General features: G+C 46.5%; 23 protein-coding genes. 12 read left to right on the top strand and 11 right to left on the bottom strand.

Annotated features, from left to right (window positions below):
• Positions 1-2 precede the first annotated feature (2 nt).
• The 6 genes from NO989_RS00520 to NO989_RS00495 form a co-directional block, all read right to left on the bottom strand.
• The gene (locus NO989_RS00520; RefSeq protein WP_371341865.1) at positions 3-1592 is read right to left on the bottom strand and encodes an ATP-binding cassette domain-containing protein; all 1590 of its coding nucleotides are present in this window, start codon (positions 1590-1592) and stop codon (positions 3-5) included.
• Positions 1582-3459 (bottom strand): ATP-binding cassette domain-containing protein, encoded by a 1878-nt coding sequence (locus tag NO989_RS00515; RefSeq protein WP_371341864.1) that lies wholly within the window; start codon positions 3457-3459, stop codon positions 1582-1584. Before NO989_RS00515 ends, NO989_RS00520 begins: the two co-directional genes overlap by 11 nt.
• Positions 3460-3634: 175 nt before the next feature.
• The gene (gene cydX / locus NO989_RS00510) at positions 3635-3748 is read right to left on the bottom strand and encodes a cytochrome bd-I oxidase subunit CydX (RefSeq protein ID WP_061486754.1); all 114 of its coding nucleotides are present in this window, start codon (positions 3746-3748) and stop codon (positions 3635-3637) included.
• A 10-nt stretch (positions 3749-3758) separates the two neighbouring features.
• Positions 3759-4895: a cytochrome d ubiquinol oxidase subunit II gene (gene cydB / locus NO989_RS00505; RefSeq protein WP_061486755.1), complete on the bottom strand. Its 1137-nt coding sequence runs from the start codon at positions 4893-4895 to the stop codon at positions 3759-3761.
• Complete coding sequence (locus NO989_RS00500; RefSeq protein WP_039229177.1) at positions 4892-6472, bottom strand: cytochrome ubiquinol oxidase subunit I; 1581 nt, start codon at positions 6470-6472, stop codon at positions 4892-4894. Before NO989_RS00500 ends, cydB begins: the two co-directional genes overlap by 4 nt.
• A gap of 325 nt (positions 6473-6797) precedes the next feature.
• Positions 6798-7403, bottom strand: coding sequence for a DUF3365 domain-containing protein (locus tag NO989_RS00495; RefSeq protein ID WP_371341863.1), 606 nt, complete (start codon positions 7401-7403; stop codon positions 6798-6800).
• A gap of 155 nt (positions 7404-7558) precedes the next feature.
• Between NO989_RS00495 and NO989_RS00490 the strand changes: the two genes are divergently transcribed.
• From NO989_RS00490 to NO989_RS00480, 3 genes are all read left to right on the top strand, one after another.
• Positions 7559-8839: a sigma-54 interaction domain-containing protein gene (locus tag NO989_RS00490; protein WP_371341883.1), complete on the top strand. Its 1281-nt coding sequence runs from the start codon at positions 7559-7561 to the stop codon at positions 8837-8839.
• A 68-nt stretch (positions 8840-8907) separates the two neighbouring features.
• Entirely contained in the window at positions 8908-9318 is a 411-nt protein-coding gene (locus NO989_RS00485; RefSeq protein ID WP_014951154.1) for a hypothetical protein, read from the top strand.
• A 72-nt stretch (positions 9319-9390) separates the two neighbouring features.
• Entirely contained in the window at positions 9391-11508 is a 2118-nt protein-coding gene (locus tag NO989_RS00480; RefSeq protein ID WP_371341862.1) for a TonB-dependent receptor plug domain-containing protein, read from the top strand.
• Between the two features lie 197 nt (positions 11509-11705).
• On the opposite strand, the gene NO989_RS00475 is transcribed toward NO989_RS00480, so the two are convergent.
• Positions 11706-12488, bottom strand: coding sequence for a sulfite exporter TauE/SafE family protein (locus tag NO989_RS00475; protein ID WP_371341861.1), 783 nt, complete (start codon positions 12486-12488; stop codon positions 11706-11708).
• Positions 12489-13109: 621 nt separating this feature from the next.
• On the opposite strand from NO989_RS00475, the gene NO989_RS00470 reads away from it, so the two are divergent.
• The 5 genes from NO989_RS00470 (at position 13110) to NO989_RS00450 (ending at position 17458) form a co-directional block, all read left to right on the top strand.
• The gene (locus NO989_RS00470) at positions 13110-13532 is read left to right on the top strand and encodes a nuclear transport factor 2 family protein (RefSeq protein WP_014951158.1); all 423 of its coding nucleotides are present in this window, start codon (positions 13110-13112) and stop codon (positions 13530-13532) included.
• 144 nt (positions 13533-13676) lie between these two features.
• A complete protein-coding gene (locus NO989_RS00465) occupies positions 13677-14387 on the top strand; it encodes a hydrolase (RefSeq protein ID WP_014951159.1) in 711 nt (236 codons plus the stop codon).
• A gap of 64 nt (positions 14388-14451) precedes the next feature.
• Positions 14452-14820, top strand: a complete 369-nt coding sequence (locus NO989_RS00460) for a cytochrome c (protein ID WP_014951160.1) — start codon at positions 14452-14454, stop codon at positions 14818-14820.
• 10 nt (positions 14821-14830) lie between these two features.
• The gene (locus NO989_RS00455) at positions 14831-16591 is read left to right on the top strand and encodes an amidohydrolase (RefSeq protein WP_371341860.1); all 1761 of its coding nucleotides are present in this window, start codon (positions 14831-14833) and stop codon (positions 16589-16591) included.
• 12 nt (positions 16592-16603) lie between these two features.
• Positions 16604-17458, top strand: coding sequence for a pirin family protein (locus NO989_RS00450; protein ID WP_014977698.1), 855 nt, complete (start codon positions 16604-16606; stop codon positions 17456-17458).
• 116 nt (positions 17459-17574) lie between these two features.
• On the opposite strand, the gene NO989_RS00445 is transcribed toward NO989_RS00450, so the two are convergent.
• Together NO989_RS00445 and NO989_RS00440 are read right to left on the bottom strand one after the other, a co-directional pair.
• Positions 17575-18945, bottom strand: coding sequence for a 5-methyltetrahydrofolate--homocysteine methyltransferase (locus NO989_RS00445; protein ID WP_371341859.1), 1371 nt, complete (start codon positions 18943-18945; stop codon positions 17575-17577).
• A gap of 40 nt (positions 18946-18985) precedes the next feature.
• The gene (locus NO989_RS00440; RefSeq protein ID WP_371341858.1) at positions 18986-21388 is read right to left on the bottom strand and encodes a TonB-dependent receptor; all 2403 of its coding nucleotides are present in this window, start codon (positions 21386-21388) and stop codon (positions 18986-18988) included.
• Positions 21389-21478: 90 nt separating this feature from the next.
• Between NO989_RS00440 and NO989_RS00435 the strand changes: the two genes are divergently transcribed.
• From NO989_RS00435 to NO989_RS00420, 4 genes are all read left to right on the top strand, one after another.
• Positions 21479-22222, top strand: coding sequence for a DUF2796 domain-containing protein (locus NO989_RS00435; RefSeq protein ID WP_371341857.1), 744 nt, complete (start codon positions 21479-21481; stop codon positions 22220-22222).
• 71 nt (positions 22223-22293) lie between these two features.
• On the top strand, positions 22294-22770 hold the full coding sequence (locus NO989_RS00430) for a MerC domain-containing protein (RefSeq protein WP_371341856.1): 477 nt from the start codon (positions 22294-22296) through the stop codon (positions 22768-22770).
• 95 nt (positions 22771-22865) lie between these two features.
• Complete coding sequence (gene folE2 / locus NO989_RS00425; RefSeq protein ID WP_371341855.1) at positions 22866-23792, top strand: GTP cyclohydrolase FolE2; 927 nt, start codon at positions 22866-22868, stop codon at positions 23790-23792.
• A 62-nt stretch (positions 23793-23854) separates the two neighbouring features.
• The gene (locus tag NO989_RS00420) at positions 23855-24652 is read left to right on the top strand and encodes a 5'-nucleotidase, lipoprotein e(P4) family (protein WP_371341854.1); all 798 of its coding nucleotides are present in this window, start codon (positions 23855-23857) and stop codon (positions 24650-24652) included.
• 18 nt (positions 24653-24670) lie between these two features.
• Here NO989_RS00420 and NO989_RS00415 read toward each other — a convergent pair whose 3' ends face one another.
• Positions 24671-25399, bottom strand: coding sequence for a DUF3299 domain-containing protein (locus NO989_RS00415; protein WP_371341853.1), 729 nt, complete (start codon positions 25397-25399; stop codon positions 24671-24673).
• A gap of 15 nt (positions 25400-25414) precedes the next feature.
• The gene (locus NO989_RS00410; RefSeq protein WP_014951169.1) at positions 25415-25861 is read right to left on the bottom strand and encodes a hypothetical protein; all 447 of its coding nucleotides are present in this window, start codon (positions 25859-25861) and stop codon (positions 25415-25417) included.
• Positions 25862-25863: the final 2 nt, after the last annotated feature.

Genomic DNA, 25863 nt, shown 5'->3' with positions numbered 1-25863 from the left:
TATTAAGGCAACCTGATAGCATGCTGACCTGCACAAAGGTTATTCATTCTAGCCTCTTCTAATAGTAGTGTTGATGATACATTTAACGCGCTTGGCGTAACGTGAGAAGCAACTAGGATGAGATGGTTGGCAGCGTAGCGATTTAATACCTCACACACTTTATGCTGAGTAGTCACATCCAAGCCCTCGAAGGGTTCATCAACAAGCAACACTTTTGCGTGAGATAAAATAGCGCGCGCTAAGGCTAGTCGCTTACGCTCTCCCCCAGAGAGCGTCCTACCCGCCTTGCCAACCCACATAGACAACGGCAACAGTGCCTCTAGCCCTAATTGAGCTAACAGGTTAGTCATGTCATCAAGGGGAATACCCATTCCGGCAGGGTCTAAATTTGAAGAGACACTGCCAGAAAGCACTATTGGCTCTTGTTCCACATAGCGCCAGTTTTTAATTAAGCCATCGGCTATACGCATGCCATCCACTTCTTTAAGTCCAGTAGAAGGCACAACCCCCGCAATTGACTGAAGCAAAGATGACTTACCACAGCCTGACGGCCCGGATATACATACGATGCCAGTGGCTGGGAATGTAGCATTGACCAAAGGTAAGCGTCTATTTTTGGCAGTATAGCCAGATAACGTAAGTGAATGGTGCAGTTCGGTGCGTTCAAGTACTTTAATGGGTGAGGTTTTGAGCTTCTTAAGGGCTTTCGCGCTTTGTTTGTGCTGTGCAAACTTGGTAATGCTGTGAAAAGCTGCACCAGCCCAATCAGGCGCAGCCATCAATATCATGGGCACAACAATAGCAATAGGCATATACGAAAAGTCAGATATTGGACTAACTGCGCCCGACATAACTAACACTACCGCAAAAAATGCCGCGCCTTGAAACCACCAGCTCGCGCGTAAAGCTTTGTCTTTCTGCGTAGTTTGTTGTCGCCACACCCTGTCAGCACTCGGCATGCTATTGATCGCATGCCCACCCTCTTCCTTTGGCATGTTGTTCATTGCTTTATTTAAGTGCCATATAGCGCTGCAGTTAAGAAAGTCGGCTGACTCATGGCGAAACACTTTATTTTCCTTTGTCGCTTTTTTCGCAACGTTTAAACCACTAAAGCCTTGCAGCACAACGATGAAGAGCCAAATAACAAAAAGTGTAAGTAAAAACGAGGTGCCGGGAAGGTCAAACCATACTGCAACAATGCAAAGGTTAGTGAATATAAATGTGATGTTAGAAAGCGGAGCTATCCAAGCAATCCACCGACTGGCAAGCGTTTCGGTATGCTGGGCTAATGCTTCTGTTGTGAATGCTTTGTCGGTAATTTTACTGTTTTCAAGTTGACTGAATACAAGCAAGCGCCCCTCTGCGATACGGGTAAGCAAATCGTTATGACCCACCCACATACTGGCATATCCCGAAGCAATGCGAAGTAGTGCTAGCGCGCGAATAACCACCGCGGGAATAACGTAATTAAAACCTATTGGTGCAATAGCGCTGATAGCGATAAACCACGAAGAAATAACAAGAATGGTTATTCCTGCCACACCGTGTAAAAGAGCAAGCAGTACCGTGAGATAAGCCGGTTTACTTTTCATCAAGGCCACACTCCTTTTGATTGGCATTCGCCTTAAAGCTCGTTGCCGTCACACTGCTACAGCCTTGTAGGTGCTCGTCTTGTAATGCGCCTATTTTGCTTTTAAGCCCTGCCTCTGATTTTGACTTTGAGTTGAAAATGGCGTCTTGTTCGGGCGTGCTTCGCGATACCGTCCAAAAGCGGTTAAACCAGTTTGCAGGGAGTGCTTTGTGAGAAGCCCAAATCAGTGTTTTGTCTCTACCCAAACGTTCAATTAACTGTGCCAATCTTGCATGCTGGGAATCTGGCAAATGGGCCGTGGGTTCATCGAGCAACCATATATTGTCTTTGCGCAACAGCGCTCTCGCAAGCGACAGCCTTTGCGCTTCTCCACCTGAAAGCAGTGGATAATCCGTCATTACCGTATCAAGCCCCAAAGGCAATAACGACAGCCACAAGTCAAGTTCTACTGCTTCTAGCGCTTTCATAAGCGCGTCGTCTGTAAAGCTGTCGTTTAAACACAAATTTTCACGCACGGTACCTGCCGTGATCACGGGGTGCTGGGTTATCCAAATTACCGGTTCACTGAATGTATGTGTGCTAGGTCTTTGACCGCCTAAGGCTTCTAATAATAGTGTTTTACCTGAACCAGAGCGCCCGCTAATGAGTATTTTATCGCCCTTTGATACTTCTAGAGATTCAGCGTGCAAGAGTGCAGGAGTATCATCAACAGCCGATTTATCCTTACCGCTCGGCAAGCGAGGTTGCGGGGCGTTTATGTCAAAAACCTTAAGGTTATTAGCCGTAAGCAATACCTTGTGTTCTGATGAATAATGGTGGGTTGTGTCATCGTTGACCGGGTTCATTGCACTACCATCAAGATTTTGTGTGAAGCGCGAGAATAACGGCGCGAGTTCAGCTTTGGCGGCTTCTGCTTGCGCCTTTTGATGGTATACCTGCCCCAGCTTTTTCATTTCACTGAGTAACAATGGCACAGTCAGCAATATCCATAAGCCCTGATGGAGCGTTATTTCCGGCCCAATACTCAATTCACCTAACAGTGAAAAACCAATAAATACTGCCGTAAGTGCAACCGCGAGTGTTGCGAAGAAGTCGAGCACGCTGTTGGACAAAAACGCTACGCTCACTACTTTCATAGTACGCGCATTCAAATTTTCACTGGCATCTTTAAGCAGGACTGTTTGTTTTTGATGCGCCTGATAATTTGCCAGCATCGGCAGCGCGGCTACCCTATCAGTAAATAAACTTCCCAAACGTTCAAGAGCGATAAAGTGCTTTCGATGAAGCGCTGCCGCCCCTTTACCCACAATAATCATAAAAAGCGGCACTACCGGCAATGTTAGTAATAGGCCAATCCCTATAACGGGGTTCACATAAAAGATAACGGCTAAAGCAAACAAGGGGACAACAACTGCAATCATTTGCTGCACTCGATATTCAAGTGCCCAGTCAGCAAAAGCCTGTAAGTGCTGCAGCCACACCGTTTGCCAATAGTAAACCGAGTGCTGGCGAATAAGCGCATATTGACGCTCGATGAAAACCTGCTGCAAGCGCTGTTCTAGCTTATTTAATACCTGCATTTTTGCACTACTAGATAAGGCATTGAATGCGCCTTGAAGCAGCCAACTCATTCCCAGAGAAACGGCAAGTCCTGTGACATCACTCGCTGTTGCAGGAGTCTGGTTTACTACCCAGTCATGAGCAATATGAGAAAAATAATAGAACCCAATAATCAAAGAAAAAAGCGACAAACACTTAACCATTACTTGGGCCGTAAGAGAGGTACGCAAGCCAAGCGACTGCGCCTTATCTATCTTATTGGACCACGCGTTGAGCGTTTGCCGGTTGGGAACTTTTTCTTTGATCACTGTGGTTTTGACTCTTCTTTTGCGTTACTTAGTAATGAAAGCAAATTTCGCATTTCTTTTTCATTCTTTTCCAAGTGGTGGGCTGGCTGCAAGAACCCTCAGCGGCAGGGACGCTACTGATGAGCCCCCATGGACGAGTTCACCCCGTGTCCTTGCGGCCAGCCTACCTCCACTTCTATTCTTGCTCTTCGGGTCTATCCATATTTTCCGTCGACTCCAACCACATGGCGTTGATAATGCCAAAAGAGCACGCCAGCAAAACTCCTAAAATCCAAGCGAAATACCACATAGCGTTCTCCTTAATAAATGGTGTGAGACTGGTCGAGGTCTTCGTTTTTAATGCGCCCGCGCATTACGTAAAAGCTATAGGCCGTGTAGCTAAGTACAATAGGCACAAAGATACAGGCAACGATAAACATTACGTTTAGCGTCATATGGCTAGACGTAGCGTCCCATACGGTTAAGCTCGCCTCTGGCATAGTGATGCTTGGCATTAGGAATGGGAACATTGAAAAGCCAGCTGTTAAGATAACGCCTGCTATAAATAGCGCACTCGATACAAACGCCATGCCTGCTTTACCTTTCTTAGAGAAAAGCGCACAGGCCAAACCAGCAATAATACCCAGCACAGGTGCTGCCATCATAAGGGGGTATTTGCTGTAGTTGCTCACCCAAGCTCCAGCTTCAATGGCAACCTCTTTCTTAAGTGGATTTGACGTAGCAATGGTATCGACTGCCGACGTAATCACGAAGCCATCTAATCCAAATGCTACCCAAAGACCTGCAAGTACAAATAGCGTGACACCAGCCAGGCTTAACACAACCGATACTGCACGTGCGCGAACTTCAATAAAGCCATCGGTTTTCATTTGTAGCCAGGTTGCACCGTGATTCAGCAACATAGCCACAGATAGCAGTCCTGCCACCAGCGCAAACGGTGTTAAAAGGCCAAAGAACGAGCCTGTGTAAGTTGATTTAAGCGTGCTGTCCATTTCAAACGGTACGCCCAACAGCAGGTTACCAAACGCCACACCAAAGATAAGGGCTGGGATAATACCGCCAGCAAATAACGCCCAATCCCACGCTTTACGCCACTGCGGGTTAGGTAATTTACTGCGGTAATCAAAGCCTATCGGGCGCATCCAAAGGGCAATTAAGGTAAGGGCCAGCGCGAGGTAAAACCCAGAAAACGCAGTGGCGTAAATCATAGGCCACGCGGCGAAAATAGCGCCACCTGCGGTGATAAACCAAACTTGGTTGCCATCCCAGTGCGGCCCTACTGTATTTATCATTACGCGGCGCTCTTTGTCATTTTTACCAATAAGCGTGAGCAGTGCTCCAACGCCCAAATCGAAGCCATCAGTAACCGCGAAGCCAATTAGCAGAACGCCAACCAAGCACCACCAAATGACTCTCAGTAGTTCATAATCAATCATGCTTTTGCTCCTTGCTCATCAAGGTCAATAAGATCAAATTCAGTGTCAGGCTGCTTATCTTCAGGTGGAACTGGCCCTTTCTTGGCAAACTTCTTCATTAGGTAAAAACCAATAATGAACATGCCGGTGTAGAAAGCACTGTAGGCTACAAGGGTTATTACCACGTCGCTTACGGCGAGATTAGATACCGACGTATGCACCGGAAGCACCTCTGCAATTGACCATGGTTGGCGGCCATATTCAGCGACAAACCAGCCAGCCTCACAGGCAATCCAAGGAAGCGGCAAACCGTAGAGCGCGCTTTTTAATAGCCAACGTGGCTTAGTAATCTTGTGTTTAGTGCTGTAGTAAAAGGCGCACACAAATAGCGCAAGCATAATAAAGCCAGCCACAACCATAAGGCGGAAACTCCAAAACAATGGGGCAACCGGCGGAATGCTGTAATCTACTGCCTGTTGAAGCGCGGCATCAGAAGGATTTGAAACGTTCTCAGTGAAAGGCTCTAGCAACATAGCGTAGCCCAAACTGTCTTTATTTTGGTCGAAGGCAGTACGTTGCTCAGCTGTCGCGGTGCCGTTTCTTACATCATCAAGCACTTCATAGGCTTTAATTCCGCTTAGAATACGCTCGCGATTCTCTTCTTTAAGATCCTTAATACCTTTTACTTCTTCGGTTAACGAACGGGTAGCAATTATGCCCATTGCCCAAGGAATTTGAAGGGCGTACTCGGTTTCCTGCTTCTCGTCGTTTGGAATACCAAACACGGTAAACGGCGCAGGTGCAGGATGGGTTTCGTACTCAGCTTCAACTGCTGCCAGCTTCACTTTTTGTACATCACCAAGCTCATAACCACTCTCATCACCTAGCACGATCACAGAAAGCGTTGAGGCTAGGCCAAAGCTAGCAGCTATGGCGAACGAACGGCGCGCAAAGGCGATATGCTTATGATTAAGCAGGTAGTAACTTGAAATTGCCAACACAAACATTGCGCCGGTCACGTAACCTGCTGATACAGTGTGAACAAATTTGACCTGTGCTACGGGGTTAAAAATAACCTCAGCAAAACTGGTCATTTCCATACGCATGGCTTCAAAATTAAATTCAGCGCCTACCGGGTATTGCATCCAGCCGTTAGCAATCAAGATCCACAGTGCAGAGAAGTTTGAACCAATGGCCACCAGCCAAGTCGCCATCAGATGCTTCACCTTTGACATTTTGTCCCAGCCAAAGAAGAACAACCCCACGAAGGTAGACTCCAGGAAAAAGGCCATTAGGCCTTCGATGGCAAGTGGCGCACCGAAGATATCGCCTACATAGTGAGAATAGTAAGACCAATTCATTCCGAACTGGAATTCCATGGTTAAGCCTGTGGCTACACCAATGGCAAAGTTAATTCCAAACAGCTTTCCCCAGAATTGGGTCATCTGCTTATAAATTTCTTTACCCGTCATTACGTATACCGATTCCATAATGGCAAGTAAGAAACTAAGCCCCAAAGTTAAGGGTACAAATATAAAGTGGAACATTGCAGTTAATGCAAATTGCCACCGCGATAGTTCTATTAACGTATCGCTCATGGGTTATCTCCCTTGTATTTCGTGTGCGCGTTAAACGCTTAGCAGAAAAGTGGTTTAAAATTCAGTGATGAACACGTGAATATGCCGCATGGCAAGAGCACGGTTTATGCCATACATCAGTAATTTGGCTGCTTAAGCGCATTACCGATAAACGGCGGTATTTTCGTACTGTGCAGATAAATTATTCCACGACCGAGCGTGTGGCTTATTGATCCAACGCAACAATTCATGGCGATGCATTCGCCATATTTGTCATTTAGGTGACAAATATGGCACAAGAGAAAGGTCACGTAGGTGAACATTGAGAGGTAGAGAATAGGGCGCGTTAGGGTGTATATGTGATTGTGAATGCACCCCGTAAATCACCCAATTCAAACCCTGTAGCTTGATCATTGGGATAGTGCTTTAGAATGGATTGTTTTACTGAAGGTGCCACATTGGCTCCGTGGCATGCCATGCACACCTGACCTTGTTCAATCGCCATCATGTACCTAAACTCACCGCTTTCGCTATCGTATTGATAAGTTTCAATAGGTCTTTTAGGGGCCAAATTGTCTTGCTTAGCTTTGGTCAGTAATTGTGAAAACCACGCTAACTGCTCACGCTCCCATTGATCTGCCGCATTGTTTGGGTTCCTTACTTTCAGCGCGGTACGCCCAACCTCCCACCCGTTTTGACTAAGCGCCAGAGCAATAGGAGCCGCTGCAATCTGGCATTCGTTAACGCCAGCCTCTAGCCCTCCGGATTGAATTGCTTGCTGTAGTCGTGACTTTAGCGCGCCTCCCAGTGCTTTTGCGTGTAATCGCGCTTCTTTGACTTTTTCCTGTACACTGTTTTCACTTTTTTTCTCATTGGCAGTCACTGTATCTGCCAATGAATGAGCACTACTTGCCAATAAGCTTATCGCCATCAGCATTACGCTATTTTTCATTATAAAACTCTCTTTGGAATTGAATGAGTTGCTACCGAAGTATTGTCGTTTGTCTCAAACAGTGAACAAGCTCTATGCCAATATGATAAATTGCCAAAATTAAATTAGAACAAACTAATATTCAGCCACCCATGAATATATCCATAGTACAAGCGATGATAGATGCGATAGATAAACCCGCAATCTTCATTAACCCAAGCTACGTTATTGAAGCTGTCAACCAGCCCTACAGAGATACCTACCCTGTGGATATAAAGCTTGGCTTTAGTACCTGCTATCAAGTCTCTCACCGCAACAGCAAACCTTGCGATAAGTGCGGCGAGCATTGCCCCATGCAAGAGAGTAAAGCCACAGGACGAGCGGCTAGCGTAGTACACGTTCATACCACCAGTGAGGGTCAAAGCTACTGCGACATCCTCATGCGCCCGATCTTCGACGGTAGCGGAGAATTATTAGGTTTCTTGGAAATACTTGATAAGCTTTCGTTTGCCTCAAACCGACCTTCAGCAGGAAAGATGGTCGGCGAATCAGAGGCATTTAAAGCAATGCTAAACAAAATAAATCGCGCCGCTAACTCAGATATTTCAGTACTACTGTTTGGCGAAACCGGCACGGGTAAAGAGCTGGTGTCCCAAGCACTTCACTCGAGTAGTCACCGTGCTGGCAAACCATTTGTTGTCATCGAGTGTACCGGCATGTCTGACACGCTGCTTGAAAGCGAACTATTCGGTTATGAAAAAGGGGCATTTACAGGCGCAACCACAAATAAGAAAGGGCTCGTAGAAGCAGCGGAAGGCGGCACATTGTTTTTTGATGAAGTCGGCGATATCCCACTTTCCACACAAGTAAAGCTTCTGCGGCTGTTCGAGTCTCAAACTTATCGACCTGTAGGAAGCACAGTGTCTAAAAAGGCTGATTTTCGTTTGGTGTGTGCATCACACAAAAATTTAAAGCACATGGTGGAAACGGGCGAATTCAGACAAGACCTCTACTACCGCATTGCCGGTTTTCCTATCAACCTCCCTTCTTTAAGACAAAGAAAATCAGATATAGCACTGATAGCCGCTCATTTTTTGGCAATGTCTAAAGAGAAAAAACGGTTTCATAAAAACGCGCTAGAAAAACTAACCAACTACCCGTTCCCAGGCAATATTCGCGAACTCAAAAACATTGTAGACCAAGCTATTTTACTGGCTGATGAAACCGTTATTTACGATACAGACTTACCCGAGCTCGATAACATAAGCTCTGATGCTATCAATGATGCCTCGTCATCTCACAGTAACGTTGTGACCTTAGACGAATTGGAACGCCAATACTTACGTCAGGTTCACACGTCTTTTGAAGGCGATACCCAGCAACTTGCACAAGCGCTGGGAGTGAGTACCCGTACACTTTACAGAAAGCTGAAAAAAGCGGGGGTTGGAGATACGTAAAAAATAATAGGTAGAAAAATTACCAAAACGCAGGCTATGATAAAAAGGCGCTAACCAGATAAAGAAAAATGACTTTAAGACGCCTACTTACACTAACACTTTGCCTTTGTATGCTTTTGCAAAATGCATTAGCACTTGGCCTTGCTGCCCATACTATGCAGCAAGCACGTGCGTTTGTAGGTGAAGATATTGAACTTATTTGTACTGGCAAGACCATGCGCTACATTTCAATTAGCGCCACTGAATTTGAAGGTGAGTTCGTTTTTGTTAGCCCCGAACTGCTCAAAGCACCCGCCGAGCACGTTGACTGTACCAATGGCACGTTAGCCGACTTACCTCAGGTTGACGAGCCACTACATGCCACATTACCTTTACTATCACTAGTTCGCTATCGCGCTTTAGTCGCGCGTTTAGCGGCTAAGCCCTTTACAGATTTTGCTTACGCGGCGCCGCTAAGTCGTGCCCCACCACACGCATAACAACCTCCAAAAACACACTGAACATGCATGCTTTCACCATGCACAACACTCGTTTTTTAAAATGGAATTGTTATGAAGCAATCTATCATTGCGCTTGCCGTATTCACTGCGTGCGCGCCCGTACACATTTACGCAAACACCATCGACTTAGCCGATAACACTTCGACAGAAGTGGTCACCGTTATTGGCACACCGCTTTCCCTTAGCACGCAAAATATCGAACAAGAGTCTGTTAGTGCTACCAGCAATATTGACGCTGACTTCGGCGATCAGCTTGCCACATTACCTGGCGTGTCGATATCCCGAAACGGCCCAGTCACTGGGCTTATTCAGTATAGAGGACTTTATGGTGACCGAGTTGGCGTAAGCATTGATGGCGTTGATATTGCTGGAGCAGGACCAAACGCCATGGACTCGCCCCTTTCTCATGTGCTGCCAGAACCAGGACTGACCGCCACCCTTTGCCGGGGGATTGTGCCAGTAAGTGCAGGTGTGCAGACGCTAGGCGGAAAGCTTCGCATTCACTCTGATGCCTCAGCACTTTTTGACTTGAATACAGGCTTTAGCGGTAGCGTAAGTGCCAGCGTAATATCTCCGGGGAGCGGTCAGCAATACCAAGGCAATCTGTTTTATAAGAGTGAGCAGGCTTTTGTTAGCGGCGCCTTCACTCATCAGCAGCGCGACGAACAAGAGTCGGGAGATAACAGCGTTATACCAAACAGCCATTACCAAAGAAATGGCGGTAAGTTTAGGGCGGGCGTCGAATGGGGCAATCACCAAATCGATGTGAGTTATCAGCAACTTAATACTAACGAAAGCGGCACGCCTGCTTTAGCCATGGACATTGGTTTTATTGATGCCGCTTGGTATCGACTGGGCTATCGCTATAACGCAAACGATAGGGAGTTCTTCACGTTAAGCTGGTTTGGCAACAGCAACCAACATGCCATGGATAACTTCTCACAGCGCATGGTGATGTCTGCCGACATGGCGAGAGAGAATAACGCTGATGCTATTGCTCAAGGTGTAGATGCCACCTATGTAATGCCATTTTATGAAGGTGACCTCAAACTAGGTGCCTATCTGCACCACAGCAGGAATAACTCGACCATCACCAACCCTAATAACGGCATGTTCTTCGTTGATAACTTTACCAACGTAGAAAAAGACACAGCCAGCGTATACGCAGAATGGCAGCGAGATAAAGCATCTTATTCAACAACAATTGGTACCCGGTATACACGTGTTGACATGGATGCCGGGCTAGCCGGTTCTAATATGGTTATGATGAACCCAGCCATTGCTTCACTCGTTGATGATTTCAACGCGGCAGAACGCAGTAAGAGCTATAACATGTTAGATATTGCCGCTAGCACGCGATATCACGCCAGCGACAATGTCGATGTTGTCCTTGGCGTATCGCAGAAAAACCGTGCCCCTACTTACTTCGAGCGCTATACGTGGCTACCTCTTGGTATTTCTGGGGGAATGGCAGACGGGTTTAACTACATTGGTAACTTGGCTCTAGACAACGAAACAGCACGCCAGATAGATGTGGGTATTGATTACCGTTTCAAAGGCTGGTCAGTTTCTCCTCGTCTCTTTTATCAAGATATTGAAGACTATATTACTGGTTCTCCCAGCATGAATATGGCTGCCAATATGGTCTCCACCATGATGGCAGGCACAACACCATTTCAATGGACTAATACAGACGCCGTAATCAAAGGGGCAGATCTGACTGTTTCGGGTAATGTGTTTGATAACGTGAAGCTTAACGCAGTAGCAAGTGTTCAGCACGGTAATCGCGACGATATCGACGATGCGTTGTTTCGTATTGCCCCCGAACAGCTCATCACTACCATTCAGTGGGACACACGGCTGCTTGATGCACCAATGGCACTCCAATTAACGTCAGAATTGGCAGGAGCACAAAACCACGTTTCAGCGCTACAAAGTGAAAACACTACCGCTGGATATGGATTGGTGCATATTACGGGGCTTTTCACCCTTATAGATAATGCACAGTCAAACCTTCAGGTAACGGCAACCGTTCATAACCTATTTGATAAGCATTACGCCCCACACACAGCGGGAATTAACCGCGTGAGGAATACTGATGTTGTACTAGGTGAGCGAGTACCCGCAGCGGGACGAGAGTGGCATCTATCGCTGAGCTACAGGTTCTAATTGTTTAAAACTCAAACCCCAAAAGCCAAACGCAATATGTAGGTTCAGCCCTGAGTAAAAGCTAAAGGCAAAAAGATAAACCAGTGGTCTGCCTCCGCTGGTTTATCTTCTCTTAATGTCTGATACACATGCCGTTTTAAACGCTAGAAATGAAAACTTGTGCACTAATGTAAGTATTTTGAAGCTAAAAAGCTGTGTTAGATTACAGCGGGAAATAAAGCTGAGAATGCCTGCCACAAGAGCCGCAGGGCTAACAGTGTCACCACTATCTTGAACGCCAGCATAAATTTTTCAGCGGGGACACGCTTTAATACCTTCAAGCCGAAAAACGTGCCGAGCGCACCACTGGCAATCATAATAATGATTAGCCCCGCCCACTGGGCAAAGGAAAATCCTACAAAGGTAAAAACAAACGCTTTAAGGCCGTGTTGCAGTGTCATACAGCTGGCAAACGTGCCGGTTATCTGCATTTTGCTGTAATTATTTCGGTGTACAAATGCCGCCACCAAAGGCCCTGTAGCACCTACAAACATTGAAACCAACGTGGTTACTAACCCTGCCAATGTTCTACCCGCGGGGTTCATTTCTTGTGCTTTGGGTTTACTCCCCCACACCAGAAATAAAATAAATGCGGCAACCGCAAATTGTATAATAACCAACGGCAGCTGAACCACAATAAACGACGCCAAGAACGCGCCAACGATTGCGCCTAAAGAAAAATACTTCAGCATACTCCAGTCGATATGCCTTGCAGTCATCAGTGCACGGTTGCCGTTTGAACCAAGCTGAACTAAACCGTGAACCGGGATCAGCGCACTGACTGGCATAGTACCGGCCATTACTGCCAGTAATAAGACCCCGCCACCAATACCCAGCGTTGCTGTCATCATCGACGTAAAGAAGGAGGTAACAACAAGTACTACTGATGATGACATCGACATCGCATCATTGGCCGTTAACCAGCTATAAAGTAACTCCAAGGGTCAAATTCCACCTTAATTCGTAACACAGTTTGTATGGTTTGAGTGATCATTACACCAAAATATATCGTTTAAATATCATACAAAACTCACGCCTAGCGCGTAAGGTTATTTATCATGCCTTCTATTAGTTATTTAAACAAAGCACTTCGAATAATACGTGACAAGCAATGTACAAAAGGCGCTAAGCTAGTTGCCAGGCAACTTCTCCGCAATAGCGGGTTCACTGATAAAGATATTTATGATTGTTTAAAGCAGGGCACGATTATTCGCATTACCATATTTGAAGCCTAGGGTAGCGTTACATCTTATACCTTACACTTACCGCTTGCCCACCCACTCGCATGGGTCTAATTTCTACACCTAAAAACCCATTGACTTTCTTCATTATGCACAGGATACTCGGGTCATTAAATACTCACTAGCAGCGCACTGTTTTTAAATACTATGCCTAAGAACACGAATACACATACTGCTTACTCAGCGTCTGCGCTGATTATTATTCTCGCTATTCTAAGGAATGGGCGGGTTAGCTAGTGCGTAAATAGAATTCACTAAACCCGCCGCAAAGGCGGGTTTTTTATTGGCTCGTCTTGCGGTAAAAATAACGGAACGACAGCCATGAACAATCCAATATCTCACGTGTTACAACAGTTGCATGACGCAGTTAACCGCGGCGATCAAGACGCCTTATCCCAATGTTATGCTAGCGATGCAACAGTGGTCGCGACCCCTATGTCCAGCTCAACGCAAAACCAAGCCGCTGAAGAACATGCCACGCAGCGAGACTGCGTTGATGCCCTGCTTAAATTTCAAAAGAAATTCATGCCCGATCATTTTGTTACAACCGGAGATGAACGGGTTATACAAGCCGGTGACGTAGCGCTAGTCGTCGCTAAGCTTTACCTTGTTCCTAAAGCAACACCCAACGCCCTACCCTGCGAGGGTAAGCGCGCCGTTTACGTTCTGCAAAGGGATGCAAGTGGTGAATGGCGCTGTGTCATCGATAACTTCTTCGGTACTGATTTGTTAGATTTTGCGTGATTCTCTCAAATCTAGGCATTTAATTCTAAAAATTAGAATATCTTGATGAATTTTTACGCATTTTAAATTAATAAAAACGAACATAGGATTTATCTCGAGGTTTACGAAGTACTCACAACAAACTTAATCCAAGAGGAAATCACAATGTTCAATATTAAAAAATCAATGGCAGCACTTGTTACTGGCTTAACCTTTCTTGTTCCTTCTGTGCAAGCGGGAGAGCCAGCCAAGAGCCTTCTGACACCCGACAACCACACGGTCATTCTTATCGACCACCAGCCTCAAATGGCGTTTGCAACACGCTCACATTCAATCGAAGATGTGCGCAACAACGTTACAGGTCTAGCAAAATCTGCAAAGGCATTTAATGTACCCACCATTCTGACAACCGTAGCTGAAAAGTCATTCAGCGGCCCGCTTTTCCCGGAATTAAAAGCAGTATTCCCCGACCAAACACCTATTGACCGCACAACGATGAACACCTGGGAAGATAAGCGAGTCACCGACAAGGTTAAGAAATTTAAAAAGAACAAAATTGTTATTGCAGCGCTTTGGACAGAAGTTTGCGGTGTAGGGCCAGTGCTGTCTGCCATTGAAGAAGGCTATGACGTGTATTTTGTAACCGATGCGTCTGGCGGTGTATCTAAAGAAGCTCACGACATGGCGGTTCAGCGTATGATTCAGGCAGGTGCTCAACCCATTACTTGGTTGCAGTACCTTCTAGAACTTCAACGTGATTGGGCTCGCACTGAAAGCTATGTGGACGTGACAAACATCGCAAAAGAACATGCTGGGGGGTACGGTTTAGGCCTTATTTACGCAACCGAAATGTTTAACGCCAAAGAAGGCCAGTAGCCTTTAATGCGACAGGTCAGCGTGACCTGTCGCTCTTGAATCGTTACTGCACGAGGAGTTTAACATGAGAGCTTTGCACCCACTTGTAGCACTATTGACCGCGCTTCAAATCGCAACACTTTCTTTCAGCGTTAGCGCTAATACCGATAGCGCGCAATATGAAAAAGGCCAAACACTTTCACAATACTGTATGGGGTGTCACGGTGAAACAGGTATTGCCAACATTGAAAGTAACCCTAATTTGGCAGGTCAGAACAAACCGTACCTAGTTTATGCACTTAAAGCTTATCGCGACGGCATCAGGAAAGGCGGTATGGCCAGCATCATGCGCCCCAATGCATCAGGGCTTAGCGATGACGATATTGACGCCCTAGCCACTTATTTTGCAGCCCAGTCAGGTAAACAAACCACTAGCCAAAGCAGCAATAACTAGGAGCTATCCCATGAATTTATTATTGTCACGTTTTTCGATTGTTGCTCTATTGTTTGGCGCTAGCCAGGCAATGGCTGCCCCAGATCTGGTCGTTGTAAATGCAAAAATCACAAATTCGAGCGGCCAAACCTATACGGCTCTTAGCGTAGAAAACGGTAAATTTAGCGCCTTTTCGCAAGATGCCCAACAGCTGCTAGCAGACGCAGATAGTGCCACTCAAGTAATCGATGCAAAAGGACAGCGGCTTATTCCAGGTATTAATGACTCGCATATGCACGTAACGCGTGGAGGACGTTTTTATAATTTAGAAACTCGCTGGGAAGGTATTACAAGCTTGAAAGAAGGCTTAGCCATGCTAGAAGCACAAGCCAAACGCACGCCCAAGGGTCAATGGGTAAGAGTCATTGGAGGTTTCAGCCCTTATCAATTTGAAGAGAAGCGCTTACCTACACCACAAGAGCTTACCGACATCGCGCCAAACACACCGGTATTTGTGCTTCATCTTTACTCAGGTGGTGTGCTCAATAAAAAAGGCCTTGAAGCACTGGGAATAGACAAAGACACCCAAGCACCAAAGGGAAGCGTGATAGAGCGAGATGCTAACGGCAACCCCACAGGTGTTTTGCTTGCTCAACCCAACCCAATGATTTTATATAAGACCATTGCCGCGCTGCCTCAACTAAGCGCAAATGAACAGTTAAATTCCAGTCGACAGTTTTATCGCAAACTACTTAGCCTAGGCGTAACCAGTGTAGTAGACGCAGGCGGCGGTGGCCATACCTTTCCTGAAGACTATACAGCCAGTGAAACCCTTGCCAAGCTCGGTGAGTTACCGATACGGGTTTCTAATTACTTGTTCCCGCAAGTTCCCACTAAAGAAATGGTGAGTTTTGCTACATGGATGAGTAAGTATGAAGCAAATCAAAACCAGCATATTCATTTAGACAATGGCTATGTAATTGAAGGCGGTGGCGAGCTACTTACTTATAAAGCGTCAGACTATGAAAACTTTCGTGCGCCACGCCCTGAACTTCCAGGCGAAGCCGAAGATGCGCTGGAAGAAGTGATTAGGCTTCATCTATTGCAGCAGTGGCCGTTTAGGCTCCATGCCACTTATGACCAATCTATAACACGTATTTTAAATGTACTTGAACATATTCACTCAACACAGCCCGTTGATAGCGTGCGCTGGATTATCGACCACGCCGAGACGGTGTCTGATGAAAATCTCGAGCGCATTAAAGCGTTAGGTGGCTCGATTGCGGTACAAGGTCGTATGGCCTTTGCTGGTGAGGATTTCGTTGAGCGATATGGCGCCGAGCAAGCCAAGCGCACGCCCCCTATAAAGCAAATGCTTAGTGCTGGTATCACAGTGGGCTTAGGCACAGACGGTACCCGCGTTTCAAGTTTTAATCCATGGGCAACCTATTACTGGGCAGTGAGCGGAAAAACCGTGGGTGGTTTTGATTTAGGTACAAAGCATGTAGACAGACTGACAGCCCTTAAGCTATTTACTCAAGGAAGCGCTGCACTATCTGGAGAAGAAAACGTTAAGGGTAGATTGCAACCTGGCTTTTACGCTGACTTTGCTATTCTTAACCACGATATCTTAACAGTAAGTGAAAAGGCATTGCTAAACACACAAGCACAGTTAACTGTCGTAGACGGCAACGTCGTTTTTGCCGATAGACAGCAGTACCCAGAACTCGCAACACCAATAGAATCAGCCGAGCCCGCGTGGTCACCGGTTAACTTCTCCCAACAACGTTAATTGAGAAAGATCATGGCAAAACGAATTTCATCTCACAAAAAAGATTTAGGTGGCTTCTCAGTAAGTCGCATTATTCCCCACGTTGACGCAAGGAGCATTGGCCCATTTGTTTTTGTTGACCATATGGGACCTGCACATTTCCCAGCAGGCAGCGGCATTAACGTTAGGCCCCACCCGCATATAGGACTGGCCACCATTAGTTATTTAATGGAAGGTAGTATGCTGCATAGGGATAGCTTAGGCACTATTCAGGAAATACAGCCTGGTGACGTAAACTGGATGACAGCGGGTAAAGGCATTGTTCACTCTGAGCGAGAGACCATTGAAACCCGAGGCAGTGACCATGTGCTAAACGGTCTACAGTGCTGGGTTGCATTGCCTGAAGAAAAGGCAGATATGGAGCCCAGCTTTATACATGTTAACAAAGCTAAACTGCCGTATATACATCGTGAGAAAGTACTGATGCGACTAATTGCAGGGGAAGCGTACGGCTACACGTCACCGGTTAAGACGTACTCACCCATGTTTTATTTAGATGTGATAACAGAAGCAGGAGCGGTTATTGAGCGTCCATGTGGCAATTCTCAAACGGCCTGTTACGTTATTTCCGGAAAAGTAAAACTAGGCGATGCAGTATTCAGCGCTGGCGAATTTGTGCTATTGGACGATGAAAGTGAAATTGAAACCATGGAGAATAGTCGCTACTTCCTTTTAGGTGGAGAGAAAATGGAGAAACAACCCATTTTACGTTGGAACTTTTTGGCGTACTCTCAAGAGAAAATAGAAGACGCTGAGGCTCGTTGGGCAAACGGGTTATTCCCAACTATTCCGGGCGATGACCGCGAGTTTATTCCGCTGCCTAAATAAAGCTGTTGTTGTAAGCAGCTCTAGCAACAAACTAATGGCTTTAAGCACAAAATACATTAAAACCAAAAAGAGCAGGCTTATAGCCTGCTCTTTCATTAGCGTAATATCACTACGTATTAATGGTCGTGATCGTGTTCTTCTGCAATACCTAGCCAAACTGCACCTGCAGGCTCAAAATCCAGTTCAAGCAAGGTTTCTGTGGTCTCGGTTTCCAAATCAACAGCAAGGATAGCTTGCGCAACAGGGTCAACAACAAACAAGGCTTCTTCGTGTTGCGATGCCGCCATGCTAAATGACTGACCTTCTGCTAGGTTTGCGGCGCTGGCACTGGCCACATCAATTTTGTGCGCAAATTCCCAGTGCGTGTCACCGTCTTCTTCATGCGCTTCTAGCAGTGTTACAAAACCTTTGTCATCTAAAATAACAAAGAATTCACCGCCCATTGAGAAGCCGTATGACACTGCATGAGCGTCAGTCTCTGGCTGCCAGTCAATCACGCTCATTGTGCTAGTTACAGGCGACACATTGGCCAAGATGGCGCTGCCACCGCCGTGCTGTGAAGCAATACCAATAAACGCTTCAGCGTGTTCATGTCCATACATTGTGCCAATGCGCAGGTCGCCAAGACCATCAATGTTTTCAATAAACGCGCTGGTAAATACCTCATCATCTTCGTTGAGAATTAATACGCCGTCGCTACAGCCAAATGCCACAGCGACTTCGTTTTGAGCGGCGCCATGTAAATCAGCACACTCGCCATCAAAGCGTTGCTCTTCTTCGTACTCGCCATCATGCCAGTGATATACCGCAACGCTGTCTGGCAAGATTGGGTTAGCAGAACGAGACTCTGCATCATCACGACGTACAGTACTAATTAGCATGTCTCCACGCGGTTCCGCGACACCGTGCATATTTACAGTAAATTCCAAAGTAGGAACTTCTGTAATTTCACTGGCAATTTGGGTATCGGTTACCACTTTTACCGCTGCCGGCATGCTGGTGTCCGCATTTCCGTCGTAAAACACAGCAAGCTGACCGTCGTGTGTTACTACGTGAGTCGGTTGACTACCTTCAAGGGTGAAACCAGACAGACTTGGGGCTTCTTCATAGTCGTGCAGATGCTCTACGTGATCTTCTCGCCATAATCCACCATCAAGAAACTCAGTTAGTCCGTTTGCTCGGCTGTTGATGACTGCAAAGCGATAGTCTGCGGAGGCGCTTACACTGCTTCCATCAAAGGTTGCAGAAAACGTATCAAGTACTGAATTATCATCTAGATCAAAGACAGTGAGCGTATTTGATGCAGCATCGGCAACAACCAATCTGCCTTCACTTTCAATTTCATAATCTGAGTCGTGATCGTCGTGGTCGTGATCATCCTCTGGCACCTCAATAGGATCCAGCTCTACAATATTGGTTTCTGCATCACCACAGCCTGCGAGCAAAAGTGCGCTGGCTATGGCGCTTAGTACTAGTCTATTTTTCATGTGTGTATCCCTATCAATAATTCTTTTTTATAAGCTGATCTTAGAAATAACCGCGTACGCCGAAAGCAAAGTTTCTACCCGGACGTGGTGCAATATCTTTCAGAAATGAGGTGTGAACGCGCGCTTCTTCGTCGGTTAGGTTTTCACCGCTCAGGTAAACCGATAAATCAATATCTCCCAAAGGAATGTCGTACGTGATTGAAGCATCAACAAGGGTGTAGCCGTCCGTTTCAGTCTCGAACGTCGAGATATCGTCTTGTTTTGCAAAATATGTGATGTCTAAATCTGCGCGAATGTTATCTAACGTGTAGGCAACGTGTGAGCCCACTCGCATGGGCGAAGTGCGAGGCAGTGCGCCACCATCTTTAAGGCGGGCTTTAACGTAGTCGGCGAAGAAATCGAGTTTTAGGTTGTCAGTGGTTTGCCAGGCAACTTGTAACTCAAAACCATGAAGAACAGCGTCAGCTGAACCAAACAGGTAAACAGGTAATTCATCGCTGTGTTCATCTTCGCTATGCTCTTCTTCACCGTGCCCCTCTTCGCCATGATCATGGTCATGACCACTTTCAGCGAATAAGCCGGTTTCTTCTTGGAAGTAGTAGTTATCTACTTGGTTATAAAAAGCATTAAATACAAAGCCAACGTCACCCTGTGTTTTTCTGAACGTTAGGTCGATGTTATTTGCTGTCTCAAGATCGATTGCCGTTTGAGAAAGCACAAACTCGCCTTCCTCTGACAAATCAAACAGGGCGCCAATTTCATAGGTACGGGTGCCAATATGCGGGCCAAAAGAAAGAAGCTCAGAGGCAGAAGGGGCGCGCTCTGAACGGGAAAGTGAAACGCCCACGTTATAGCTTTCATTAATGGTATAAACTACACCCGCTGATAGCGATATAGGTGTAAACTCTTGATCTACCGCGAACTGTCGTACGAACTCGCTGCCTTCATGTTCGTCGTGAGCATGCTCATCATGATCATGTTCATCGTCATGCTCGTGAGCGTCAAGCTCAGGCAACAGCACACTTGATGCGTCTAATGTTACGCTTTCCGCTCGCGCCCCTAATTGAACCAGAAAATCACCAAAGTGACGCTCTTCCATGAGTGCTACAGCAAACATCTCCATTTCTGAAGGCGGTGTAAAGGCTTCTTCGCCTTGAGCAAATACATCGCTCCCTTTGTAATGAAGGCTGATACCACCGCGCCAGCCAGCCATGGGTTTATGCAATAACTCTACGCGAAGTTCTTCGGTTTCATTACTAAAAGTGGTACCTACTAAACCGCCCTCAACTTCAGCATGTTCATAATCGGTATAGCCCGCTCTAAAGTGAACACTTTGCAAAAAGTCATTGGTAAAGTTGTACTCACCTAAAAGCTGATACTTAGTTTGCTCAAGATCAGCGAATACCGAAGTATCTCCGCCATGGCTGTGCCCAGGCACGCCATACTCTCGCTCAAATCGCTCTACCGCTACGCCAACATAGCCTTGGTCGAATAAATAGCTGGTCCCTAACGTAAACCCATTCGATTCTTCGTTACTGTTTTCAACCACATGGGCGCCATCTGGGTCATCAATGTCAGGGGCAACAGGTGTTTCATAATCATTTGAATCGCGATAAAAACCGTCAGCGTAAAAGGCTATGTTGTCCACCCCAGTAGTCACGTTAAACGTTCCAAGTTTCTGGTCGTTAACGGTTTGCGTTTCTAATACAAATTCACCGCGCGTTTCAGTGGACGTGGGCACACGTTGGTCAACTACGTTCACCACACCGCCTATCGCACCGCTTCCGAAGAACAGGGTTGCTGGCCCACGCAGCACTTCAATTTGTTTAGCGGTCGATGCTTCACTTGCTACTGCGTGGTCGGGGCCAACACGGGAAACGTCGCTCACATCCAAGCCATTTTGAGTAATCAGTACCCGTGGTCCGCTAAGGCCACGAATAATTGGCGTGCTCGCAACATTGCCATGGAAGTTAGACTGTACGCCGGGTAATTTTTCTAGCGTATCGCCCAGCGTGGCCGCTTGTTGCCGACGTAAGGTTTCGCCAGATAACACGCTCACTGGTGTGGCCGATTCCATCACCGATAAATGCATAGGCGTGGCGTGCACGTCAATGACCTCGATAGCACTGCGCGCCAAGACAAAGTTAGCGCCACCCGCGTTGTCAGATTGAACTTGCGTATGCTCATGTAAGTGAGCGAAGCCAGAGGCGAATATGTGAAGCGTATAGTCGCCCTCCTTTACGTCAGAGAAAGTAAACTCGCCCAGCTCGTTAGTGCTGGTAACACGCTTTAGCGCCTCAATTTCAACAGTGGCATTGGCGAGCGGCTTTCCGGCTGCATTAGTTACCGTGCCAGAAAGTGTTTGTGCCAGCGCTGACGGAGATGCTAATAGCAACGCAGGCGCTGAAAGCGATAAGCCTAACGCCAATCGAGACAGTTTCATTATTCTAACCTCTGAATTTGTGTAATGTGATAATGTATCATATTTATTTTTATGGTATGTTATATTGTAACGTTTACGCAAGAGGTAAAAATGAAAACTATTTCTATTACGTGGAAGAATTCACAAAAAGCGCTACGCGCCTCTTCAACTTTTCTTAAGGTAGGTACTTTTGTCGGATTGAATTTGGCTGGGATGGGTATCAACGCTGTTCATGCTGCGCCTCATACTCACGGCGAAGGCAAACTACAAATCCTACAAGCGGGAAGTGAGTGGCAGTTTGTGCTGCAGCTGCCTGCTGCTGATGTTCTGGGGTTTGAATACGCGCCATCCACGGCTAGCGAGAAAAAACGTTATAAAGAAACGCAAAAGGTTTTTCAGCGCTTTGACGATATTTTTACCCTGAGCAATACGTGTGAATTACTCGATACCACACTTGAAAGCCCATGGGAGGTAGCTAACGAGCATGACGAGCATGACGAGCATGACGAGCATGACGAGCATGACGAGCATGACGAGCATGACGAGCATGACGAGCATGACGAGCATGACGAGCATGACGAGCATGACGAGCATGACGAGCATGACGAGCATGACGAGCATGACGAGCATGACGAGCATGAAAGTGAACACGAAGACCATGCCCATCGCAACACGCATTCTGATTTTCGTGTCGCATATTTGCTTAGTTGCCAAGGCCCCGTAAAGCGTATTGAGATGACAGGGTTTCCCCATTGGCCAAGCCTGCAGCACGTTAATGCAATTTGGGTAACCAACAAAGGACAAGGCGCACTAGAGATAACGCCAAGTCAGCCAACCTTACTGATAAGCAGCTAGTTAGATTTTTTATTCTCTCAGGCGCAAGCTTCACCCATTATGCGTGCGCCATAGCAATTTTCGGACATACTATGAATTCGATATCTCAAGGAAGCAGCGTAATGCCAAAAGTGCAGTTCATTTCAGACAGGCTCGCTATGCTCCTTTCATCCCTTTGCGTAATACATTGTTTATTAACGCCTATTTTATTAATTTCCATACCTGCATTGGCAGGTGTGTCAATTCTCAATGATGAAACCTTCCATCAAATATTGCTGTTCTTTGTGTTGCCCATTGGGGTCTTTGCACTTTCACTAGGCTACCTACATCACAAAAATAAGTGGGTAGTATTTGCTGGCGTTTTTGGACTAACGCTTTTAAGTAGTCCGCTGCTCGTTGAGTGGATAGGCTTAGGACACGAAGTGCTAGGTGAATATGGTGAAGTGATAATCACGGTAATCGCGTCGTTTATTATCGTTGGTGCGCACCTGATTAACTATAGGCTTAGGTCGACCGTGCAGGTGCCTATTTGCGAAGAGCGCGAGACCACCCAATCACAACCCTATTAGTTTCATCATAACCTCAAAAGCGGGTAATTCTTATCGAGCGACGCTCGCAATATTAGTGATGTAAGCCGTTTTTGAGGTCTCATTCAGAGGTTATTTTGTCTAGTTTTAATCATTCCGACACGGTACTTCCCGATGTCACTACAGAGCATTCCACTGCGCAACTTCCTGGTATTGATAGTGTAGGCATGCAGGGCATTGCTATTCCTCTGCACGTGCTAGGTAAGCGCGGTGAGCGATTAGCCAGCCAAGCAAAAGTCGATGTAACAGTGAGTTTAGATCACCCCAATGCTAAAGGCATTCACATGTCTCGATTGTACAGCTTGCTGCAGCGATATTTGAGCAACCAAGACTTACATAAGTCGGCACTTGTGTCGTTAATGAACGCGCTTATCGAGTCTCAAGATGGGCTGAGCAACAGCGCCCAGCTTAATCTACACTTTGACCTCACCGTGTCGCGTCCGGCGCTCATAAGTAGGATCTCAGGATATCAATCGTACCCAGCTTCACTTTGCGTAAGGCGTTCACCTGAACGTTGTGAGGCACAGCTTAAGTTAAGAGTACCGTACTCTAGTACTTGTCCTTGCTCGGCCTCCCTCTCTCGCAAGGCGTTATCAGAAGTGTTTGTGCAGCAATTCGAAGGAAAAGGTTTATCCGTAGAAGAAATGGGCGCTTGGCTCGCTTCTAAACAAGCCAGCATCGCCACGGCGCATGCACAGCGTTCTTTTGCCGATATAACCCTAGATTTAAGCGACAACGAGATCCCCGATTTTATTGGTATTATTGACCTGATAGAAAACGCGTTAGGCACACCGCTTCAAACCGCAGTTAAGCGTGAAGATGAACAGGCGTTTGCCAAGCGTAATGCTGAAAACCTAATGTTTGTAGAAGATTCGGTAAGGCGACTGCATGAAGCGTTAAGTACGTATTACCAAGCTACCTATTTTCGTGTAAAAGTAGAACATCAAGAAAGTCTGCATGCACACGACGCCATTGCTGAATTATCAGGCCCAGTTCATCGATAAATTCAGACATAATTTGGGTGTTGAAACCGGTAGGCAGAAGAAACAATAAAAGGAAAATAACATTGTTATCTCTTAACAAGCTCTCTTACATCAGCAAAGCGGCGTGCATAGGCGCTGCAGTATCAGCTATTGCGGCGTGCTCGTCTGCGCCATCAACCCCGCTTGCTGGTGTAAAATCACACACTCTGTCAAATGCCGTGATATACCAAACCAGCAGCAAAGAGTACCCTGTTCTTTCAAGTTTTGTGTATGGCCAAGCTATTTCAGCGCTACCTACGCGTTTTGCTAATGGCGATGTTGTGGTGATGGATGTTGATGAAACCGTGCTAGACAATAGCACCTATCAAAAAGAACGGGAAAGTGCTGGCTTGGGATATTCTTCACAAAGCTGGGCCGAATGGGTAAGACGTGAAGAAGCCACACTGGTGCCTGGTGTAGCCGCTTTCATCGATGAAGTAGTTGCACGAAATGGCAAGGTGGCGCTTATTACGAATCGCAATAAAGCGCTTGATAGTCACACCTGGAATAACCTTTTGGCGCAAGGTTTGCCGCTTACCACGAGTAATACCTGTGTTGTTGGCCGCACTGCTGAAGACAAAGAAGCGGTAGGCCAAGAAGGTATGGTTAATGACAAAGACTTGCGCAGAATGCAGCTTACCCAGGGCAAGATCGCATGTTCGAATACGTCTAAAGACGTGTCGTCTACGTGGGCTGTGCCTCACACTATTATCATGCAAATTGGCGACAACATTGAAGATGTGGGCGGCGTAACCCAAAAATCTGCCAACGTTGAGTTGCTCATGCCACGAGTGGGCACAGAGATTTTTATTCTGCCAAACCCCATGTACGGTTCTTGGTAGAGCATTGACAAAGTAAAATCAACGAATGTCGCTTTCTATATGGAAAGCGCCGTTCGTTAAATTAGCGTTGTCATCGTTAATGCCATTTCCCAGCCCTGAATAGGGCTTTATTTCTACCACATCCAGTAAGTAAGCGGATGTGCCCTGAGGGTCTTCATACAACCCGGTAGAAAACTCACCCGAGAACGTATACGCCTGCTGGATGTCTATTCCTCTAATACCGCCTTGCTCGTGGGCATTATTCAACGAAACAAACACAATTTGATTCGGTGGCGGGGGTGGGTAATGAATACACGCGCCGAAATAAGGCACAATGAAGAACGCCGTTATTTCTCGCTGTGCATTGGCCTCTACAGGCACAATAAACCCGGTGAGTTCGACGTACTTGCCGTTAAATGTATCAACCGTATTCACTGAGATAAGCGCTTGCTGGTATTCATCGTCAAACGTGCGTTGAATAGACTGAAATACCTGTTCATGAAGGGGTAAATTCTGCTGAGGATTTTGAGTCGATTGGGTCTGGCCCAACAGCGCCTTTTCGGCGTCAGGTAACAGCGCGTCCCACGATAAGGGTTGGAACTGTTGAACGGTAGTTAACCTGTGGCTGTCTTGATAAATCGCCGTGTTATTCGCGAAAAAGCGCTCAATTACGCTATCAAGCTTACCCCTCAGGCCGAGCCCCACCAGCGCGCCCAATGCAATCAAAGCAATAAGAGAAGCCAGTAAAACGTACGTGGCGCGCTTCATACATTATCCTAGCTTTTAACTTGCTAAAATTTTGACTTTGCGGGTGTAAGTTACCGGCACATTCTTTTTAAGCGCATAGACTTTTAGAACAAGTTCGTGCGTGCCTTCTTCTTGTGCCTGAAAGCTAATGGCTTGTTCGCCCTTTGTAGACGGCAGAGAAAAGCGCTGCGGCGACAGTAGCGTTACACCATCACTTGCCATCACATCTACGCTAACTTCTTTGTAGTTCGAAGGAATGGTAAATCGCAGCGGAACGGCTGACGCCTCAAGCTTAGCCACTTCTCGCTTTCTGTCGATATTGAGCGAAATGAGCGGCTCCTTAGCTGCCGCTAAGTGCTGTTGCATCATGGGGTGCTGAAAGCCAAACTGCATGTTTCCCATACCTGCGTGTAGTTCACACGCAGTACTATGAAATGCTATAAGACTTGATAAAACGGTAGCTGCAACGACTGTTTTTTTCATAT

The sequence above is a fragment of the Alteromonas sp. DY56-G5 genome (assembly GCF_041414725.1).
GTDB classification, from domain to species: domain Bacteria; phylum Pseudomonadota; class Gammaproteobacteria; order Enterobacterales; family Alteromonadaceae; genus Alteromonas; species Alteromonas macleodii.
This window is presented reverse-complemented; position numbering and strand designations above follow the sequence as displayed.

What these genes read in the sequence shown, in the direction of transcription:
- cydX (WP_061486754.1), bottom strand. Translation starts at nt 3,748, where the DNA reads ATGTGGTATTTCGCTTGGATTTTAGGAGTTTTGCTGGCGTGCTCTTTT.
- NO989_RS00450 (WP_014977698.1), top strand. Translation starts at nt 16,604, where the DNA reads ATGGCAAAACGAATTTCATCTCACAAAAAAGATTTAGGTGGCTTCTCA.
- NO989_RS00440 (WP_371341858.1), bottom strand. Translation starts at nt 21,388, where the DNA reads ATGAAACTGTCTCGATTGGCGTTAGGCTTATCGCTTTCAGCGCCTGCG.
- NO989_RS00500 (WP_039229177.1), bottom strand. Translation starts at nt 6,472, where the DNA reads ATGAGCGATACGTTAATAGAACTATCGCGGTGGCAATTTGCATTAACT.
- cydB (WP_061486755.1), bottom strand. Translation starts at nt 4,895, where the DNA reads ATGATTGATTATGAACTACTGAGAGTCATTTGGTGGTGCTTGGTTGGC.
- NO989_RS00415 (WP_371341853.1), bottom strand. Translation starts at nt 25,399, where the DNA reads ATGAAGCGCGCCACGTACGTTTTACTGGCTTCTCTTATTGCTTTGATT.
- NO989_RS00445 (WP_371341859.1), bottom strand. Translation starts at nt 18,945, where the DNA reads ATGAAAAATAGACTAGTACTAAGCGCCATAGCCAGCGCACTTTTGCTC.
- NO989_RS00455 (WP_371341860.1), top strand. Translation starts at nt 14,831, where the DNA reads ATGAATTTATTATTGTCACGTTTTTCGATTGTTGCTCTATTGTTTGGC.
- NO989_RS00460 (WP_014951160.1), top strand. Translation starts at nt 14,452, where the DNA reads ATGAGAGCTTTGCACCCACTTGTAGCACTATTGACCGCGCTTCAAATC.
- NO989_RS00480 (WP_371341862.1), top strand. Translation starts at nt 9,391, where the DNA reads ATGAAGCAATCTATCATTGCGCTTGCCGTATTCACTGCGTGCGCGCCC.
- NO989_RS00410 (WP_014951169.1), bottom strand. Translation starts at nt 25,861, where the DNA reads ATGAAAAAAACAGTCGTTGCAGCTACCGTTTTATCAAGTCTTATAGCA.
- NO989_RS00430 (WP_371341856.1), top strand. Translation starts at nt 22,294, where the DNA reads ATGAATTCGATATCTCAAGGAAGCAGCGTAATGCCAAAAGTGCAGTTC.
- NO989_RS00470 (WP_014951158.1), top strand. Translation starts at nt 13,110, where the DNA reads ATGAACAATCCAATATCTCACGTGTTACAACAGTTGCATGACGCAGTT.
- NO989_RS00465 (WP_014951159.1), top strand. Translation starts at nt 13,677, where the DNA reads ATGTTCAATATTAAAAAATCAATGGCAGCACTTGTTACTGGCTTAACC.
- NO989_RS00485 (WP_014951154.1), top strand. Translation starts at nt 8,908, where the DNA reads ATGACTTTAAGACGCCTACTTACACTAACACTTTGCCTTTGTATGCTT.
- NO989_RS00520 (WP_371341865.1), bottom strand. Translation starts at nt 1,592, where the DNA reads ATGAAAAGTAAACCGGCTTATCTCACGGTACTGCTTGCTCTTTTACAC.
- NO989_RS00490 (WP_371341883.1), top strand. Translation starts at nt 7,559, where the DNA reads ATGATAGATGCGATAGATAAACCCGCAATCTTCATTAACCCAAGCTAC.
- NO989_RS00495 (WP_371341863.1), bottom strand. Translation starts at nt 7,403, where the DNA reads ATGAAAAATAGCGTAATGCTGATGGCGATAAGCTTATTGGCAAGTAGT.
- NO989_RS00435 (WP_371341857.1), top strand. Translation starts at nt 21,479, where the DNA reads ATGAAAACTATTTCTATTACGTGGAAGAATTCACAAAAAGCGCTACGC.